Source organism: Pseudorhodoferax sp. Leaf265 (genome assembly GCF_001422365.1).
Lineage (GTDB): Bacteria > Pseudomonadota > Gammaproteobacteria > Burkholderiales > Burkholderiaceae_C > Pseudorhodoferax.
In genome coordinates, this window is the sequence record NZ_LMMT01000038.1 from 128,101 (window position 1) to 143,887 (window position 15,787).

Genomic DNA, 15,787 nt, shown 5'->3' on the forward strand with positions numbered 1-15,787 from the left:
TCAGTCCAGCTGGATCTTGTTGTCCTTGGCCAGCTTGCTCCACTTGGCGAGTTCGGCGCGGCGGAAGGCGTCGAGCTCGGCCGGCGTGGAGCCGATGACCTCGGCCCCCGTCGCTTCCAGCCGCTTACGCACCTCGGGCTCCTGCAGCACCGCGGCCAGCTCCTTCGACAGGCGCTCGGTCACGGCGGCCGGCGTGCCGGCCGGCACGAACACCGCGTTCCATTCGTAGACCTCGTAGCCCGGCAGGCCGGCCTCGGCCACCGTGGGCAGCTGCGGCAGCACGGCCGCGCGCGCCTTGCCGGTGACGGCCACGGCGCGCAGCTTGCCGCCCTGGATGTAGGCCAGGCTGGACGCCAGGCTGCCGAAGAACACCGGCACCTGGCCGGCCATCACGTCCGTCAGCGCCGGGCCGCCGCCCTTGTAGGCCACGTGGGTCATGCGCACGCCGGCCATGGCGCTGAACTGCTCGGCCGCCAGGTGTTGCGCCGAGCCGTTGCCCGAGGACGCAAAGTTGATCTCGCCCGGCTTGGCCTTGGCCTGGGCGACGAGGTCCTGCACGGTCTTGATGGAGGTGGCGGGGTTCACCACCAGCACGTTGGGCACCTTGACCAGCAGCGACACCGGCGCCAGGTCGCGCAGCGTGTCGAACGGCATCTTGCTGCGCAGCGCGGGGTTCTGCGCGTGGTTGGATGCGTCGAGCAGCACGGTGTAGCCGTCGGGCGCACTCTTGGCCACGAGCTCGCCGCCGATGGCGCCGCCCGCACCGGCGCGGTTGTCCACCACCACCGGCTGGCCGAGCCGCTGCGACAGCGGCGTGGCGATGATGCGGGCGACGGCGTCCAGCGTGCCGCCGGGCGGGTAGCTCACGACCAGCTTGACGGGTTTGGCGGGCCAGGCCTGGGCCTGTGCCGCCACGCTGGCCAGGGTCAGGGCCGCAGCGGCCAGGGTGCGGGTCCAGTGCGTCTTATGCATGGTGTTCGTCTCCAGAAGCGAATGAAAAGAGTTCGGCCGGTGTGTCGACCAGGATGCGCTGGCGCGCCGCGGCATCGGGCACCCAGTCGGCCAGTGCGGCATGGGCGCGGGTGTAGTCCACGCGCTCGCGGTGTTGCGTGTGCGGCCAATCGCTGCCCCACAGCAGGCGCCCGGGACCGAAGGCCTGCAGCAGCGCAGCGGCCGCTGCACAAGCCGGTGCGGCATCGGTCCAGCTGCGGTAGGCGGCCGAGAGCTTGACCCAGGTGCGGCCGCCCGCGGCAGCACGCAGCAGCCAGTCGCTGACGCCCTGGCCGTCCGGCAGTCCGAAGTGGTCGACCACCAGCCTGCAGCCGGCCTCCAGCACCGGCTGTGCGGCGCCGGCCAAGTCGTGCGCGGGGCGGTGCACTTCCACATGCCAGTCCAGCGCGCGCGCGCAGGCCAGCAGGCGCTGCCAATCGGGCTGGCCGAGATCGGGCAGCGGCAGGCCGACGAGGTTCAGGCGGATGCCGCGGATCCCGGCCAGGTGCAGTGCCTGCAGGTCGGACTCGCCAATGCCGGGATCGACCACCGCCACGCCGCGCAGGCGCCGCGGTTCGGCGCGCAGCGCAGCGAGCAGGAAGCGGTTGTCGGTGCCCAGGAAGCTGGGCTGCACCAGCACCGCGTGCGACACGCCGTGCGCGTCCAGCAGCGCCAGGTAGTCGGCCAGCAGGGCGTCGTAGTCGGGTGCATGGCGGCGCTGCGGCGCCAGCGGCAGACCGCGTGCGAACACATGCGCGTGGCTGTCGACGGCGCGGATGGCGCCACCGCCCAGCTCACGCATGCTGCAGGCCGGAGGCCACCACCACCGCGCTCAGGCGGGTGCGCTCTGCATCGACGAAGGGCACGAAGGCGGCGCGCGCGCCCTGCGCCAGGGCGGCCGTGCAGGCCAGCGAAGTCGTCAAGGCCGTGGGCAGGGCCGCGGCCTGGGTGCGGCGATAGAGGGTGTGCATGCTGTCTCCGATGGGCGCCGCGGTGCGCGGTCGCGGCAGTATCGGCAGCCCCTGTGCAGCTGAGAACGCCCTCTTGCGTTGCGTTTGCATACGCTACGCTTATGGAAGCGCGCCGTGCGGACCAGCTGACGCAGGCGTTGGCGGGTTTCCGACAACGCGGCGTGGCGGTGGTGCCAAGATGGCCGCTTTGAGGAGACACACACCATGCAGAGCAAGAACACCGTTTGCCTGTGGTTCGATGGCGACGCTGAAGCGGCCGCCAACTTCTATGCCCAGACCTTCCCCGACAGCGCCGTCGGTGCCGTGCACCGCGCGCCGGGCGACTACCCGTCGGGCAAGCAGGGCGACGTGCTGACGGTGGAGTTCACCGTGGCCGGCATCCCCTGCGTGGGCCTGAACGGTGGCCCGGCGTTCAAGCACAGCGAGGCCTTCTCGTTCCAGATCGCCACCGACGACCAGGCCGAGACCGACCGGCTCTGGAACGCCATCGTCGGCAACGGCGGCCAGGAGAGCGAGTGCGGCTGGTGCAAGGACCGCTGGGGTCTGTCGTGGCAGATCAGCCCGCGCGTGCTGCTGGACGGTTTCGCCGACCCCGACCCGGCCGTGGCCAAGCGCGTGTTCGAGGCCATGATGACCATGCGCAAGATCGACGTCGCCGCCATCGAGGCGGCGCGGCGCGGGCCCGCCTGATCAGGCCGGCTTGTTCTTGAGCTTGCCCTTGGGCATCACCGTCGTGGTCGGCGGCGTGGGCCGGGTCGAGGTGCTGCTGCTCAGGCTCGGCGGAGGGCTGCTGTCCTTCTTCGGTTTCTTGGTCATCTTGTTGCTGCGCTGTTCGCCTTTGGCCATGCTGTTCTCCAGATTGAAGCGCCGAATATAGCGAGCTCGCAGGCGCATACTCGCGGCCCCATGGAAGACCCGAACCAGACCATCATCCCGGCCGCCTTCATGGCGCTGTACAGCGCCAACGGCCGCCCCACGGCCACGCGCGCGCATGTGGAAGAGCGCCACGACCTGTGCGAGGACATGGCGGTCCAGATGACCACGCTGTGCGCCAGCCTGGAGCACCGGCACGACCTCACCAAGGAGGAGGTGCTTCGCCGCTGCTGGATGGGCCTGCTGCAGGACGGCAGCGGCGTCGAGCCGCCCGAGGCGAACTGGGTCGTGGCGCGCACGGCCGAGCTGCTGGAGTGGCCGCAGCCGGCCTTCCTGCAGGCCTGAAGCGCCCCGGCGCTCAACGCCGCGCCAGCGCCAGGGCGACGCCGGGCCGTTTCTCACCCAGGGTGGACGGCCCCGGCCCGGCGACCAGCACGGCCACGCCGCCCAAGCCGAGCGGCAACCCCGCGAGATTCCGCGGGCCCGGCCGCTACAGCAACAGCGGCCAGGCCGGCAGGTTCGCCCGCAGTGGCATGGTGCAGGTCGGCAGCGCGCCCTCGCCGACGTCGAGCCGAGGCAGCGCGAGCGCTGCGAAGCCCATCCACACGAACCGGTAGAGAACGGCCGCGGCGCCCAACAGTCCGACCGTGCCCCGTGCGAACAGCGGCGGCCAGGCCTCGATCAGTCGTCGGCGGTCAGCACCACCAGCACGGAGCTGGGCGCGTGCGTTGCCTGCACTGCGTCCGCGTCAGCCGTCGACCGGCTCGGCCGGCGTGTCCAGCAGCAGCTGGTAGAAGGCCAGGTCGAGCCAGCGCCCGAACTTGAAGCCGACCTGCGGCAGCGTGCCGCAGTGTTCGAAGCCCAGTCGCCGGTGCAGCGCGATGCTGGCGGCGTTGTCCGCGTCGATGCCGCCGACCATGGCATGCACGCCGCGCTGGCGCGCCGCGTCGGTCAGCTGCTGCAGCAGGGTGCGGCCCAGGCCGCGGCCGCGGTGGTCCTGGTGGATGTAGATCGAATGCTCGACCGTGTACTTGTAGGCCGGCCAGGCGCGGAACGTGCCGTAGCTGGCAAAGCCGAGCAGCTGGCCGATGGCGTCCTCGACGCCGATGACCGGGAAGCCACCCGTACGCTTGGCCTCGAACCAGCCGGCCATGCTCTCGGGTGTGCGCGGCCGGTAGTCGTAGAGCGCCGTCGAATGGGCGATGGCCTCGTTGAAGATGGCCAGGATCGCGGCAGCGTGCCGCGCATGGCTGCATTGGACGATGGTGGTGGCTGGCTGCATGGGCTTCTCCAAACGCGCCGCCAGTTCACTATGTTGCGACGCCAATTTTGGATTGTGCCGACGCACTGTCGAAGGAAAGGACATCTGCGTCTACTAAAGTAGCACGCATGCCAAGTGATCTGGATGAACGCATCGGTGCCCGCATCCGGCTGGAGCGCGAGGCGCGCGGTTGGTCGCTGACCGACCTGGCGGCCAGGGCGGCGGTGTCGCGGGCCATGGTCTACAAGGTCGAGCGCGGCGACAGCAGCCCGACTGCCAAGCTGCTGGGCAAGCTGGCGGGCGCCTTCGGCCTGAGCATGTCCACGCTGATGGCGCGGGCCGAGATCGCCCAGGGGCGGCTGCTGCGCCGTGCCGACCAGCCGACCTGGACCGACCCCGCCACGGGCTATGTGCGTCGCCATGTGTCGCCGCGCTCGGACATGCCGCTGGACCTGGTCCAGGTCATGTTGCCCCCGCGGACGCAGGTGCCCATGCCGGCCTCGTCCTACGCCTTCCTGCGCGAGCTGGTCTGGGTGGTGGCCGGCGAGCTGGTGCTCGTGGAAGGGCGGGTGCGGCACGCGATGCAGGCCGGGGATTGCCTGGAACTCGGGCCGCCGACGGATTGCCAGTTTCTCAACGAGACCGATGCGCCCTGCACCTACCTCGTGGCGGCATTGAGCGTGCGCTGAGCCGCCGCCAGAGGGGGCCCACTCTGCATCAGGCCGCGTCCGGCAGCGCGATCACGAAGCAGGCGCCGCCGCCCTCGCGCGCCTCGCAGCGCACCGAGCCGCCGTGGCGCTCGGCAATCGACTTGACCAGCGCCAGCCCGAGGCCGACGCCGCCGTTGCTCTCGCTCGCGCCGGGCAGGCGGTAGAAGGGCTCGAAGATGCGTTCGCGCAGCGCCGGTGGCACGCCGGGCCCGCGGTCGAACACGCGCAGCACGGCCTGGCGGCCGTCGTGCTGCAGGCTCGCGCTGACCTCGCCGCGGCCGTAGCGGCGCGCGTTCTCCAGCAGGTTGCGCACGGCGCGGCGCAGCAGCTTGGGCACGCCGCGCACCTGCACGGGCGCGGCATCGCTGCCGTCTTCGGCACCGGCTTCGAAGGCCACGTCCAGCCGCGCGCATTCCTCGGCCGTGAGGCCGGTCCAGTCCACCTCCTCGACGGTGCCCATGTCGGCCTCGCGCGCGTCGAGCCGGCTGGCCAGCAGGATCTCGTCGATGAGCTGGTCGAGCTCGGCGATGTTGCGGCTGATCTCGTCGCGGATCTCGGGCGTGGGAGCCGTGCCCATGAGTTCCAGCCCCATGCGGATGCGCGCCAGCGGCGAGCGCAACTCATGCGAGGCATTGGCCAGCAGCGACTTCTGCGCGCGCATGAGCTGCTCGATGCGCTCGGCCGCGCTGTTGAAGCGCTGCGCCAGGAAGCCGACCTCGTCGTCGCCGCGCACCGCCACGCGCACCGACAGGTCGCCCGCGCCCCAGCGCTCCACGCCGCTCTGCAGCCGTTCGAGCCGGCGCGTGAGCCGGCGCGCCACCGGGTACATGACCAGCGCGCAGCCGATGCCCACCATGCCCAGCACCCAGAAGAAGCCATCCGGCGGGCGGCCCCACATCGAGCGCGGCGGGCGCGGCATGTGCAGCACGAGCTCCTGCCCGTCCTGCATGCGCACGAGGAACTCGGGGCCGCTCTTGAAGTTTTCGTACTTGGCGACGGTGGCCGGGTCGGGCGGTTCGTTGTCGCCGCCGAAATGCGGCGGCACGTGGCCGTCCAGGTCGCGCCAGCCGCGCCAGGCGCCCTGGCCGATCACCTCGCCGGCCATGTTCTGCACGACCACCGTGCGCGCCGGCGGGTCGGTCGTGATGCGCCAGACCCAGCCCAGCAACAACATGAGCACCGCCACGGCCGCCAGCACCGACAGCCAGATGCGCACGTACAGGCGCTGCAGCACGCCGGGCAGGCGCCGCGGCGGTGCCTCGGAGCCAGGGCGCTCAGTCCTGCTGCTTGGCGAAGACATAGCCGGCGCCACGCACCGTCACGATGCGTTTGGGGTTCTTGGGGTCGGCCTCGATGGCCGCGCGGATGCGGCCCATGTGCACGTCGATCGAGCGGTCGAAGGCCTCCAGCTCGCGGCCGCGCACGGCCTCCATGATCTGGTCGCGGCTCAGCACGCGGCCGGCGCGCTCGGCCAGCGTGACCAGCAGGTCGAACTGGTAGGCCGTCAGCTCGCAGGCCTGGCCGCCCACGGTCACGCTGCGCGCGTCGCGGTCGATCTCCAGCGAGCCGAAGCGCAATACCTGGCTGGCCACGGGCGCGCCCTCGCTGCGCCGGCGCAGGACGGCGCGGATGCGCGCCAACAGTTCCCGCGGTTCGAAAGGCTTGGGCAGGTAGTCGTCGGCGCCGAGCTCCAGGCCGATGATGCGGTCCAGCGGATCGCCCTTCGCCGTGAGCATCAGTACCGGCACGCGCGCCATCTCGCCCTGGGCCGCGCGGATGCGCCGGCACACCTCCAGGCCGTCCATGTCGGGCAGCATCAGGTCCAGGATCACGAGCTCGGGCAGGCCGCCGGGCTGCTGCAGCCGCGCCAGCCCCTCCGTGGCCGTGGCCTTGTGCTCCACCACGAAGCCGGACTGGCCCAGGTAGGCGCCCACCATCTGGGCCAGCCGTGTGTCGTCCTCGATCATCAGCAAAGGAGTGCTCATGGTTTTCTTCTGTGCAGGCAGGGAGACGCCATGGTGCGGCGCCCGCGCCGACCTGTGTTGTCACGGCCGTAAAGTTAAGTAAAAGGCGGTCAGCCCGGCTTGACGGGAAGGCGCCGGCCCACCAGCCAGACCAGCGCCAGCACGGGCACGCCCAGCAAGGCCGTCCCCGTGAAGAAGCTGGCATAGCCGAAGGCGTCCACGTACTGGCCCGAGAAGCCCGCGATGAACTTGGGCAAGAGCAGCATCAGCGAGCTGAACAGCGCGTACTGCGTGGCCGAGTACTGCACGTTGGTCAGGCTCGACAGGTAGGCGATGAAGGCGGCCGAGGCAATGCCGCCGGCCAGGTTGTCGGCCGAGACCACCAGCGTGAGCGCCGCGAGATCGTGGCCGCGGCCGGCCATCCAGGCGAACAGCAGGTTGCTGGCCGCGCTGAGCACCGCGCCCAGCATCAGCACGCGCAGCACCCCGAGCCGCATGGCCAGCGCGCCGCCGACGAAGGCGCCCACCAGCGTCATGACCACGCCGTAGACCTTGCTCACGGTCGCCACCTCGGCCTCGGAGAAGCCCATGTCCACGTAGAAGGGGTTGGCCATGATGCCCATCACCACGTCGCTGATGCGGTAGACGGCGATCAGCGCGAGGATCTGCGCGGCCTGCCAGCCGTAGCGGCGGAAGAAGTCGGCGAAGGGCTCGAACAGCGTCTGCTCCAGCCACTCGCCCGGGCTGCGCGCGGGTTGGAAGGCGCGCGGCACCGGCTCGCGCGAGAGCAGCACGGTCAGCACGCCGACCACCATGCTCGAAGCCATCGCCAGGTAGGCCGTGGTCCAGGCCGGGTTCTCGTAGCCGCTGGCCTCGACGCGCGCGCCGGCCACGATCCACAGCACCCCCGCGCCGGCCCAGATCATGGCCAGCCGGTAGCCGGTCTGGTAGGCGGCGGCCAGCGCGGCCTGCTTGTCGGTGGCGGCCGATTCGATGCGGAAGGCGTCCAGCGCGATGTCCTGCGTGGCCGAGCCGAAGGCCACCAGCAGCGCGCACCAGACCAGCGGCTCCAGCCCGCCGCGCGGGTCGGCCAGCGCCATGCCCACGAGGCCGGCGACGACCAGCGCCTGCGACAGCAGCAGCCAGCTGCGGCGCCGGCCCAGCCAGTGCGTCAGGAGCGGCAACGGCAGGCGATCCACCAGCGGCGCCCAGACCCACTTGAAGCCATAGGCCAGTCCGACCCAGCTCAGGTAGCCGATGGTGGTGCGGTCGATGCCGGCGCCGCGCAGCCGAAAGCTCAGCGTGCCCAGCACCAGCAGCAGCGGCAGGCCGGCCGAGAAGCCCAGGGCCAGCATGCGCAGCGTGGCCGGTTCCAGGTAGACGCGCAGGGTCTGGCCCCAGGAGGGCTTCGTGGTGGCCGGTGCGACCTCGAGTTCTGCGGGCTTTGCCGGGCGGGATGTCATCTGGGAATAATACGTGGCGGCCTTCTGTCACCGGCCGCGCGAAGCACCCGATGAAGCCCTTGAAGACCCTCGTCGCGCTCGGCCTGGCCGGCGCCCTGCTGAGCACCCCGGCGCTGGCGCAGCGCGACGGGGTCAATGTCGGCCAGAACTCGGTCTTCACCGGCCTGGTCTCGGCCGACCAGATGGAGGCCACGGCCTTGCAGCAGTACCGCCAGGTGCTGCGCGAGGCGGCCCAGCAGAACGCGCTGGCGCCGGCCGGCAACCCGCAGCTGCAGCGCCTGCGTGCGATCGCCACCCGCATCATTCCGCACGCGGTGGACTGGAACCCGCGCGCCAAGGACTGGAAGTGGGAAGTCAATCTGATCGGCAGCAAGCAGGTCAACGCCTGGTGCATGCCGGGTGGCAAGATCGCTTTCTACACGGGCATCCTGAACCAGCTCAAGCTCAGCGACGACGAGGTCGCCGCCGTGATGGGCCACGAGATCGCGCACGCGCTGCGCGAGCATGCGCGCGAGCGTGCCGGCAAGAGTGCGGCCACCAACCTGGGCGCCAACGTGTTCTCCGAACTGCTGGGCCTGGGAACCCTGGGCCGCACCGTGGTGGGCGGCGGCGTGCAGCTGATCGGCCTGTCCTTCTCGCGCGAGAACGAGACCGACGCCGACCTCGTGGGCCTGGAGTTGGCCGCGCGCGCCGGCTACGACCCGCGCGCCGCGGTCACGCTGTGGCAGAAGATGAACGCCGCGGCCCAGGGCGCGCCGCCGCAGTGGCTCAGCACCCACCCCTCGGGCAGCACGCGCATCACCAGCATCGAGCGCAACCTGCCCAAGGTCATGCCCTTGTACGAGCGCGCCAGGAGCGGGGGCTGAGGCCGTCACCCAACGTCACGGCGCGTCACAGGGCTGTCAAGGCAGCCCCCAAGAATCAGGGGCGTGACCACGCTCCATACCACCCCCCACTTCCGCCCCGCCCGTCTCTCCATGGCCCTGTGCACCACTGGCGTCCTGGCCCTGCTGGCCGCCTGCGGCGGCAGCGACGACCCCGCCCCGCAGCCGGCCCAGGCCACGCTGGCCGTGCTCGCCACCACGGACCTGCACAACAACGTCCGCAGCTACGACTACTTCAAGCTCGCTGCCGACCCGTCCTACGGCTTCGAGCGCACGGCCACGCTGGTGCGCCAGGCGCGCAGCGAGTTCGCCAACACGCTGCTGGTGGACAACGGCGACACCCTCCAGGGCACGGCGCTGGCCGACTACGAGGCCGTGGTCAACCCCATCCCCTGCACGCAGCAGCACGCCATGTACAAGGCCATGGGCGCGCTGCAGTACGACGCCGGCACGCTCGGCAACCACGAGTTCAACTACGGCCTGCCGTTCCTGAACCAGGTGCTGGGCGGCGGCCTGAACGTCGATGGCGTCGATGCCTCTCTGAAGTGCGCCGGCCCGGGCTTCGCCATGGTGCTGGCCAACGTCAAGAGCAACAAATCCAGCCAGCCGCTGGTGCAGCCCTATGCGGTGCTGGAGCGCACGGTGCAGGCCAAGCGCAGCGACGGCACGGCGGTCGCGCTGCCGATCCAGATCGGCGTGATCGGCTTCACCACGCCCGGCATCCTGAACTGGGACAAGCGCTTCCTCGAAGGCAAGGTCGGCGTCGAGGGCGCCGTCGAGGCCGCCACGCGCTACCTCCCCGAGGTGCGTGCCAAGGGCGCCGACATCGTCGTCGCGCTGCTGCACGGCGGCATGGACGCTGCCACCTACTCCCCGAGTATGGAGAACCCCGGCCTGCACCTGGCCAAGGTGGCCGGCATCGACGCGCTGGTCATGGGCCACCAGCACGGCGTGTTTCCCGACCGCGGCGCGCGCCCGGCCTACACCCAGGCCGGCGTGGACAACGCGGCCGGCACCGTGCATGGCGTGCCGGCCGTGATGCCGAGCTCCTGGGGCAAGGCGCTGGGCGTGGTCCAGCTCGCGCTGCGCTGGGACGGCCAGCGCTGGAGCGTGGACAAGGCCGCGAACAAGAGCGAGCTGCGCAACACGCAAACCCAGGCCAGCCCGGCCCAGTACGTGGCCGTGGACGCCACCATTGCGCCGCTGGTCGAAACGCCGCACCAGGCCACCATCGCCTACGTGCAGCAGCCCATCGGCAGCACCGACTTCCGCATGAGCACGCAGTTCGCCGACGTCGGCGACCCGGGCGCGATCCAGATCGTGAACGAGGCGCAGCAGCGCTACGTGGCGGCCTACATCCAGGCCAACCTGCCGCAGGTCGCCAGCCTGCCGGTGCTGTCGGTCAGCGCGCCGTTCAAGTCCGGCTTCCAGGGCCCGGGCGACTACACCGACGTGGCGGCCGGCAACCTGGCCATCTACAACGCGGCCGACCTCTACCTGTACCCCAACACGGTCTACGCCGTGAAGGTCAACGGCGCCGACATCCGGCAGTGGCTGGAGGCAGCGGCGCGCCGCTTCAACCGCATCGACCCGACGGCGACGGCCGAGCAGGCGCTGATCAGCACGTTCCCGGGCTACAACTTCGACATGTTCACGACGCCCGACGTCCAGTACGAGATCGACGTGACGCAGGCCCAGGGCAGCCGCATCAAGAACCTCCGTTACCTGGGCCAGCCGATCGACCCGGCGCAGGAGTTCGTGATCGCGACCAACAACTACCGCGCCACCAGCGGCGCCAGCTTCATCCCCAAGCTGGATGGCTCGGCCACGGTCTGGGCCTCGCCGGATGCCAACCGCGACGTGCTGATCAACCACATCCGCGCCAACCCCACGGTCACGCGCGCCAACGATGGTGCGGCCCGCAGCTGGCGCTTCACGCGCGTGGCGACGGCCGGCCCGGTGGTGTTCAGCAGCGCGCCGAACGCGCTGCCGGTGGCCCAGGCCGCAGGCCTGTCCAACATCTCGCTGCTGGCGGCCGACGACGGTTTGGGCAAGGGCTTGTCGAAGTACGCGATCGACCTGTCGCGCTGATCAGCCAGCCGGCGCGCTCCGGCCGTTGCGCGCCGGCACGGCCAGGCCCAGGCGGCGCGCGAGCCGCACGAGGTTGGCGCGGTCCATGTCCAGCGCGCGGGCGGCGGCGGCCCAGTTGCCGGCATGGCCGGCCAGCGCCTGTTCGATGGCCTGGCGTTCGAAGGCCTGCACGCGCTGGCGCAGCGGCACGGTGCCGGCGGGCAGCACGGCGGGTGTGGCCGCGGCCGCCGGCGGCTGCCCCGGCGCTGCCAGGCCGAGGTCACCGGCGCACACGCTCAGCACGCGCGGCCGCTGGCCATGGCGGCCCAGCGCGCGCAGCGCCGCGCGTGCCAGCACATGCTCGAGTTCGCGCACATTGCCGGGCCAGGCATGGGCCAGCAGGGCCTGCTGTGCGTCCGCGTCCAGCCGCACGTTGCCCAGCCCCAGGCTGGCGCGCTGCTCCTCGAGGAAGGAGCCGGCCAGCAGCAGCACGTCGCGCCCGCGTTCGCGCAGCGGCGGCACTTGCAGCGGGTAGGCGCCGAGCCGGTGGTACAGGTCGGCGCGGAAGCGGCCCGCGCGCACCTCGGCCGCCAGCTCGCGGTTGGTGGCGGCGACCAGGCGCACGTCCACGCGGTGTTCGCGGTCCGAACCCAGGCGCTGCAGCTGGCCGTTCTGCAGCACGCGCAGCAGCTTGGCCTGGACGGCCAGCGGCAGCTCGCCGACTTCGTCGAGGAACAACGTGCCGCCGTCGGCCAGCTCGAACTTGCCCTGGCGCTCGGCCACGGCGCCCGAGAAGGCGCCGCGCACATGGCCGAACAGCTCGCTCTCGACCAGGGTCTCGGGCAGGGCCGCGCAGTTCAGGCTCACGAGCGGGCGGCCCGCGCGCGGCGAGGCCGCGTGCAGGGCCTGCACGACCAGTTCCTTGCCCACGCCGGTCTCGCCACCCACCAGCACGGTCAGGTCGCTCGGGCCGACCAGCGCGATCTCGCGCAGCAGCGCGCGGTGGGCGGCGCTGCGGCCCACCAGCCGGCGCGCGCGTTCGCTGCCGGCCGCGCGGCGGTACTGCTCGGCGCGGCGCTGGGCATCCTCGGCACGCAGGGCGAGGTCGTCCATGCGCTCGGCCGCGGCCACGGTCGCGGCGGCCAGGTCGGCCAGGCTCTGCAGCGCGGCCATGTCGATGCCGTCGAAGCGCGACAGCGCCAATGCGTCCAGCGTCATGAGGCCCCAGGGACGGTCCTGCACGCGCAGGGCGCAGCCCATGCAATCGTGCACGGGCAGGTGGCCGTGCACATGCTCGACCAGGCCGTCGTAGGGATCGGGCAGGCCGCAGTCGGGCGCGAAGCGCAGCGGGCCCGCGGCCTGCAGCAGGGCCTGCAGCCGCGGGTGCTGCCCGACCAGGAAACGCCGGCCCAGCGTGTCGGGCGCCAAGCCGTCCACGGCCAGCGGCACCAGCGCGTCGCCATCCAGGCGCAGCAGCGCCACGGCATCGGCCGGCAGCAGGCGGCGCACGGCGTCGAGCAGGCGCCGGTAACGCTCGGACGGCGGGATCTGGCGCGCCAGGTCGGCCACCAGCGGCAGCATGGCAGCGAGCATGGATTGGGGAGTCATCATGTCCCGAAAGAGGTCATTTGGACTGGTCTTTGGTCAGTGTCATTTTGACGCAATGCGCGGCAAGCTGTTGTAGTCCAAGGATTTTTTCCATGGCACGAAGGCTGCCTATGTCTGCCTGTCATCCACCAACCGAGTCCCTCATGCTGACCCCTGCGCAACGCGACATCGTCAAGAGCACCGTGCCCCTGCTGGAAACCGGCGGCGAGGCGCTGACCACGCACTTCTACAAGGGCCTGTTCCGCGACCATCCCGAGGTGCGGCCGCTGTTCAACCAGGCCCACCAGGCCAGCGGCGAGCAGCCGCGCGCGCTGGCCAACGGCGTGCTGATGTACGCGAAGAACATCGACCGGCTGGAAGCCCTGGGCCCGCTGGCGCAGCAGATCGTGCAGAAGCATGTGGCGCTGCAGGTGCTGCCCGAGCACTACCCGCTGGTGGGCGACAGTCTGCTGCGCGCCATCCGCGAGGTGCTGGGCGCCGAGATCGCCACCGACACCGTGATCGAGGCCTGGGCTGCAGCCTATGGCCAACTGGCCGACCTCCTGATCGGCGCCGAGGCCGCGGTCTATGCCGACAACGCCCAGGCCCCCGGCGGCTGGCGCGGGGCGCGCGCCTTCCGCGTGGCCAGGAAGCAGCGCGAGAGCGCCGAGATCAGCTCCTTCCACCTGGTGCCGGCAGACGGCGGGCCGCTGCTGGACTTCCGCCCGGGCCAGTACCTGGGCCTGCGCCTGGTCGTGGACGGCCAGCAGATCCGCCGCAACTACTCGCTGTCGGCCGCGCCCGACGGCCGGCAGTACCGCATCAGCGTCAAGCGCGAGCCGGGTGGCGTGGCCTCCAACCACCTGCACGACCGCGTGCAGGAGGGCGATCTGCTCGACGTCTTCCCGCCGGCTGGCGAGTTCACGCTGGGTGCGGGCGACAAGCCGCTGGTGCTGATCAGCGGCGGCGTCGGCATCACGCCCACCCTGGCCATGCTGGACGCCGCGCTGGCCGCGCCGGGCCGGCGGCCCGTGCACTTCATCCATTGCGCGCGCAATGCCGAGGTGCATGCCTTCCGCGCCCATGTGGACGCCCAGGCCGCCCGGCATCCGCACCTGCAGGTCTTCTACTGCCATGACGAGCAGGCCGGCGGCGGCCCCGCGGCGCATGCCATCGGCCGGCTCGACCGTGCGCGGCTGCAGGACTGGCTGCCCGCCGACCGCGATCTCGACGCCTACTTCCTGGGCCCCAAGCCCTTCATGGCGCAGCTGCGGCGCGATCTGCACGCCTTGGGCGTGCCGCCGGCGCAGGCCCGCTACGAGTTCTTCGGCCCGGCGTCGGCCTTGGCCTGAGCGCTGGCCAGCCGGCGCGCGTGTGCTACCAGGGTGCCGCGGCCGGCGTGCCCTGGTGGTAGCGCAGCTGCCAGCCGGCCGCGGTGCTGACCCACAGCGACATGCGCAGCGTGTGCTGTGGGGGCCGGCCCGCGTCGCGCAGCACGGAGCGAAAGTGCAGCAGCGCGGTGTCAGGCGCCAAACGCTCCACGCGAAAGCCGTCCGACACCACATCGGGCCGCTGGGCCTGGCCCGCGAGCCAGGCCAGCACGGTGGCGCGGTCGTAGGCCAGGCCCGAGCGGCCGATCTCGTGGAAGTCGGCATGCAACAGCCGCTCCAGCCGGGCGGGCGAACAGCGGTGGCCGGGATGGTGCAGCTCGGTTTCGAGCGCCTGGAGTTCGTCGAGCAAGGGCGTCATGCGGTCGGCTCTGGTGCGCGTGCGAGTTCGCGCACGATGCTGTGTTTGCAGAACAGGATGGTGGCAGCGACCTGCTCCGGCCGCCAGGCCTGTGCACCGTCCTGGCCGCTGCGGTAGGCCAGGGCCGCGGCCTCCATGCGCGCGCGGTGCTGCGCGGGCAGGCGCTCGGCAGCCCAGGCGGCGGCGCCATCCTTGGTGGCGATGCCGCCCGTGCAGGCGCTGAACCAGATCCGGGCCAGGGCCAGCAGGATGTTGCGCTCCTCGCCCTGCCAATCCGGCGGTGCGTTCCATTGCGCCACCGTGTCGGCGAGCGCGCGCCTGAAGTCGGCGGCCGGCACCGGATCGAACAGGTCCTGCGCCGGCGGGCCCAGCAATGCCAGGCTGTGCTGGCGCAGCTTGGTGAGGAGGATGGCCAGGTCGTGATCGGCCACGGGCGGCTCGAAACGCCCGGCCTGCAGGTCGGCGCGCAGCCATTCGCCGAACTGCAGTTCGCGCCGGGGAGGGTAGCGCCAGGGCCGCAGCGCGGGCAGGGCGACGACGGTCACCTCCAGCGCCCGCAACGCGGTGGAACTGCCGGGCCAGGCCGAGTGCGCCAGCAGCGCCTGCAGCAACCCGTTCCGCACGGCGGGCGGCAGCGGCGCGGCCACGGTCACCATGAGGTCGATGTCGCTGCCGGGCTGGAGACCACCCTCGACCGCCGAGCCGTAGAGGTGGATGGCGCGCAGCTGTTCGCCGAGCTGGCGCTGCAGGACGGCCTGCACGTCGGCGATCTGGCGTGCGATGGTCTCGGGTGCCTGGCCGATGGTCATCGTCAGCGCGGGTCCCCGACCCGTGCCTGTGCGAGAGCGATGGCCGCCTGGATCGCGGCCCGCGCCTGCGGGCTGTTCTTCCAGCAACTGGAGCCGAGCAGCGATGCTGCGCTGGCCACGATGTCCAGCGCATTGGCCTTGGCCAGGTGCGCCAGCGATTCGAAGCCAAGTTGCTCAAGACGGAACACCACGGTGGGGCCGATGCCCTTCACGGCGAGCAGGGCCTGGCGTTCTGAGAGCGGAAAGGGCATGCAGGACAGGGCTGGAATGGGAATGGCCGGCGAGCATAGCGCGCCGCGTGGCCGCCGGCTTGCGTGGCGCTGATCCACCGGCCCGAGAGCAACCCGCACGTGCAGATGCTGCGCAGCGCGCCCGGGCTGGGCTGAGCGGCCGGCGGTTGCAGCACAATGCGCCCCGGTCGCACAACCCGCACCACCACCCCACAGCGAGCGGAGG

At 71.5% G+C, this 15,787-nt stretch carries 19 protein-coding genes; 6 read left to right on the top strand and 13 right to left on the bottom strand.

Translation table 11 applies throughout. The annotated features are described in order from the left end of the window. The 3 genes from ASF45_RS27690 to ASF45_RS35645 are packed head-to-tail and all read right to left on the bottom strand — an operon-like array spanning position 1 to position 1,961. Positions 1-972 carry a tripartite tricarboxylate transporter substrate binding protein gene (locus tag ASF45_RS27690; RefSeq protein WP_056671256.1) on the bottom strand — a complete coding sequence of 324 codons (972 nt, stop codon included), beginning with the start codon at positions 970-972 and terminating at the stop codon, positions 1-3. After that, entirely contained in the window at positions 965-1,792 is an 828-nt protein-coding gene (locus ASF45_RS27695) for an amidohydrolase (RefSeq protein ID WP_056671258.1), read from the bottom strand. The genes ASF45_RS27690 and ASF45_RS27695 overlap by 8 nt, the downstream gene beginning before the upstream one ends. Continuing rightward, positions 1,785-1,961, bottom strand: coding sequence for a hypothetical protein (locus tag ASF45_RS35645; RefSeq protein WP_156473207.1), 177 nt, complete (start codon positions 1,959-1,961; stop codon positions 1,785-1,787). The genes ASF45_RS27695 and ASF45_RS35645 overlap by 8 nt, the downstream gene beginning before the upstream one ends. A 204-nt stretch (positions 1,962-2,165) precedes the next feature. Between ASF45_RS35645 and ASF45_RS27700 the strand changes: the two genes are divergently transcribed. Beyond that, the gene (locus tag ASF45_RS27700; protein ID WP_056671259.1) at positions 2,166-2,651 is read left to right on the top strand and encodes a VOC family protein; all 486 of its coding nucleotides are present in this window, start codon (positions 2,166-2,168) and stop codon (positions 2,649-2,651) included. Here the strand turns inward: ASF45_RS27700 and ASF45_RS36170 are convergent, their stop codons facing one another. Then, complete coding sequence (locus tag ASF45_RS36170; RefSeq protein ID WP_200932226.1) at positions 2,652-2,807, bottom strand: hypothetical protein; 156 nt, start codon at positions 2,805-2,807, stop codon at positions 2,652-2,654. It lies immediately after the preceding gene. A 60-nt stretch (positions 2,808-2,867) separates the two neighbouring features. On the opposite strand from ASF45_RS36170, the gene ASF45_RS27705 reads away from it, so the two are divergent. Beyond that, positions 2,868-3,179 (top strand): hypothetical protein, encoded by a 312-nt coding sequence (locus ASF45_RS27705; RefSeq protein ID WP_056671261.1) that lies wholly within the window; start codon positions 2,868-2,870, stop codon positions 3,177-3,179. A gap of 145 nt (positions 3,180-3,324) precedes the next feature. Here ASF45_RS27705 and ASF45_RS35905 read toward each other — a convergent pair whose 3' ends face one another. Both ASF45_RS35905 and ASF45_RS27710 read right to left on the bottom strand, forming a co-directional pair. Then, entirely contained in the window at positions 3,325-3,471 is a 147-nt protein-coding gene (locus ASF45_RS35905; protein WP_162244064.1) for a hypothetical protein, read from the bottom strand. A 111-nt stretch (positions 3,472-3,582) separates the two neighbouring features. Further along, the gene (locus ASF45_RS27710) at positions 3,583-4,116 is read right to left on the bottom strand and encodes a GNAT family N-acetyltransferase (RefSeq protein WP_056671263.1); all 534 of its coding nucleotides are present in this window, start codon (positions 4,114-4,116) and stop codon (positions 3,583-3,585) included. A gap of 107 nt (positions 4,117-4,223) precedes the next feature. Here ASF45_RS27710 and ASF45_RS27715 point away from each other — a divergent pair, with 107 nt between their 5' ends. After that, positions 4,224-4,784, top strand: coding sequence for an XRE family transcriptional regulator (locus ASF45_RS27715; protein ID WP_056671265.1), 561 nt, complete (start codon positions 4,224-4,226; stop codon positions 4,782-4,784). 28 nt (positions 4,785-4,812) lie between these two features. On the opposite strand, the gene ASF45_RS27720 is transcribed toward ASF45_RS27715, so the two are convergent. The 3 genes from ASF45_RS27720 to ASF45_RS27730 all read right to left on the bottom strand — a co-directional run bounded on the left by ASF45_RS27720 (position 4,813) and on the right by ASF45_RS27730 (position 8,232). Continuing rightward, on the bottom strand, positions 4,813-6,105 hold the full coding sequence (locus ASF45_RS27720; RefSeq protein ID WP_156473208.1) for a HAMP domain-containing sensor histidine kinase: 1,293 nt from the start codon (positions 6,103-6,105) through the stop codon (positions 4,813-4,815). Next, positions 6,080-6,790 (bottom strand): response regulator transcription factor, encoded by a 711-nt coding sequence (locus ASF45_RS27725; RefSeq protein ID WP_056671269.1) that lies wholly within the window; start codon positions 6,788-6,790, stop codon positions 6,080-6,082. The genes ASF45_RS27720 and ASF45_RS27725 overlap by 26 nt, the downstream gene beginning before the upstream one ends. An 89-nt stretch (positions 6,791-6,879) precedes the next feature. Then, the gene (locus ASF45_RS27730) at positions 6,880-8,232 is read right to left on the bottom strand and encodes an MFS transporter (protein ID WP_056671271.1); all 1,353 of its coding nucleotides are present in this window, start codon (positions 8,230-8,232) and stop codon (positions 6,880-6,882) included. A 50-nt stretch (positions 8,233-8,282) separates the two neighbouring features. On the opposite strand from ASF45_RS27730, the gene ASF45_RS27735 reads away from it, so the two are divergent. Together ASF45_RS27735 and ASF45_RS27740 are read left to right on the top strand one after the other, a co-directional pair. Then, positions 8,283-9,098 carry a M48 family metallopeptidase gene (locus ASF45_RS27735; protein WP_056671272.1) on the top strand — a complete coding sequence of 272 codons (816 nt, stop codon included), beginning with the start codon at positions 8,283-8,285 and terminating at the stop codon, positions 9,096-9,098. Between the two features lie 111 nt (positions 9,099-9,209). Then, positions 9,210-11,207, top strand: a complete 1,998-nt coding sequence (locus tag ASF45_RS27740; RefSeq protein WP_056671273.1) for a bifunctional 2',3'-cyclic-nucleotide 2'-phosphodiesterase/3'-nucleotidase — start codon at positions 9,210-9,212, stop codon at positions 11,205-11,207. On the opposite strand, the gene norR is transcribed toward ASF45_RS27740, so the two are convergent. Continuing rightward, a complete protein-coding gene (gene norR / locus ASF45_RS27745) occupies positions 11,208-12,794 on the bottom strand; it encodes a nitric oxide reductase transcriptional regulator NorR (protein WP_056671800.1) in 1,587 nt (528 codons plus the stop codon). It lies immediately after the preceding gene. 143 nt (positions 12,795-12,937) lie between these two features. Between norR and hmpA the strand changes: the two genes are divergently transcribed. Continuing rightward, positions 12,938-14,125 (top strand): NO-inducible flavohemoprotein, encoded by a 1,188-nt coding sequence (gene hmpA, locus ASF45_RS27750; RefSeq protein WP_056671278.1) that lies wholly within the window; start codon positions 12,938-12,940, stop codon positions 14,123-14,125. 25 nt (positions 14,126-14,150) lie between these two features. Here hmpA and ASF45_RS27755 read toward each other — a convergent pair whose 3' ends face one another. From ASF45_RS27755 to ASF45_RS27765, 3 genes are read right to left on the bottom strand one after another with little or no spacing between them, the layout of a single operon-like run. After that, positions 14,151-14,522 (bottom strand): DUF4440 domain-containing protein, encoded by a 372-nt coding sequence (locus ASF45_RS27755; RefSeq protein WP_056671279.1) that lies wholly within the window; start codon positions 14,520-14,522, stop codon positions 14,151-14,153. Continuing rightward, a complete protein-coding gene (locus ASF45_RS27760; protein ID WP_056671280.1) occupies positions 14,519-15,331 on the bottom strand; it encodes an aminoglycoside adenylyltransferase family protein in 813 nt (270 codons plus the stop codon). Before ASF45_RS27760 ends, ASF45_RS27755 begins: the two co-directional genes overlap by 4 nt. 2 nt (positions 15,332-15,333) lie before the next feature. After that, the gene (locus tag ASF45_RS27765) at positions 15,334-15,582 is read right to left on the bottom strand and encodes a hypothetical protein (protein ID WP_056671281.1); all 249 of its coding nucleotides are present in this window, start codon (positions 15,580-15,582) and stop codon (positions 15,334-15,336) included. Positions 15,583-15,787: the final 205 nt, after the last annotated feature.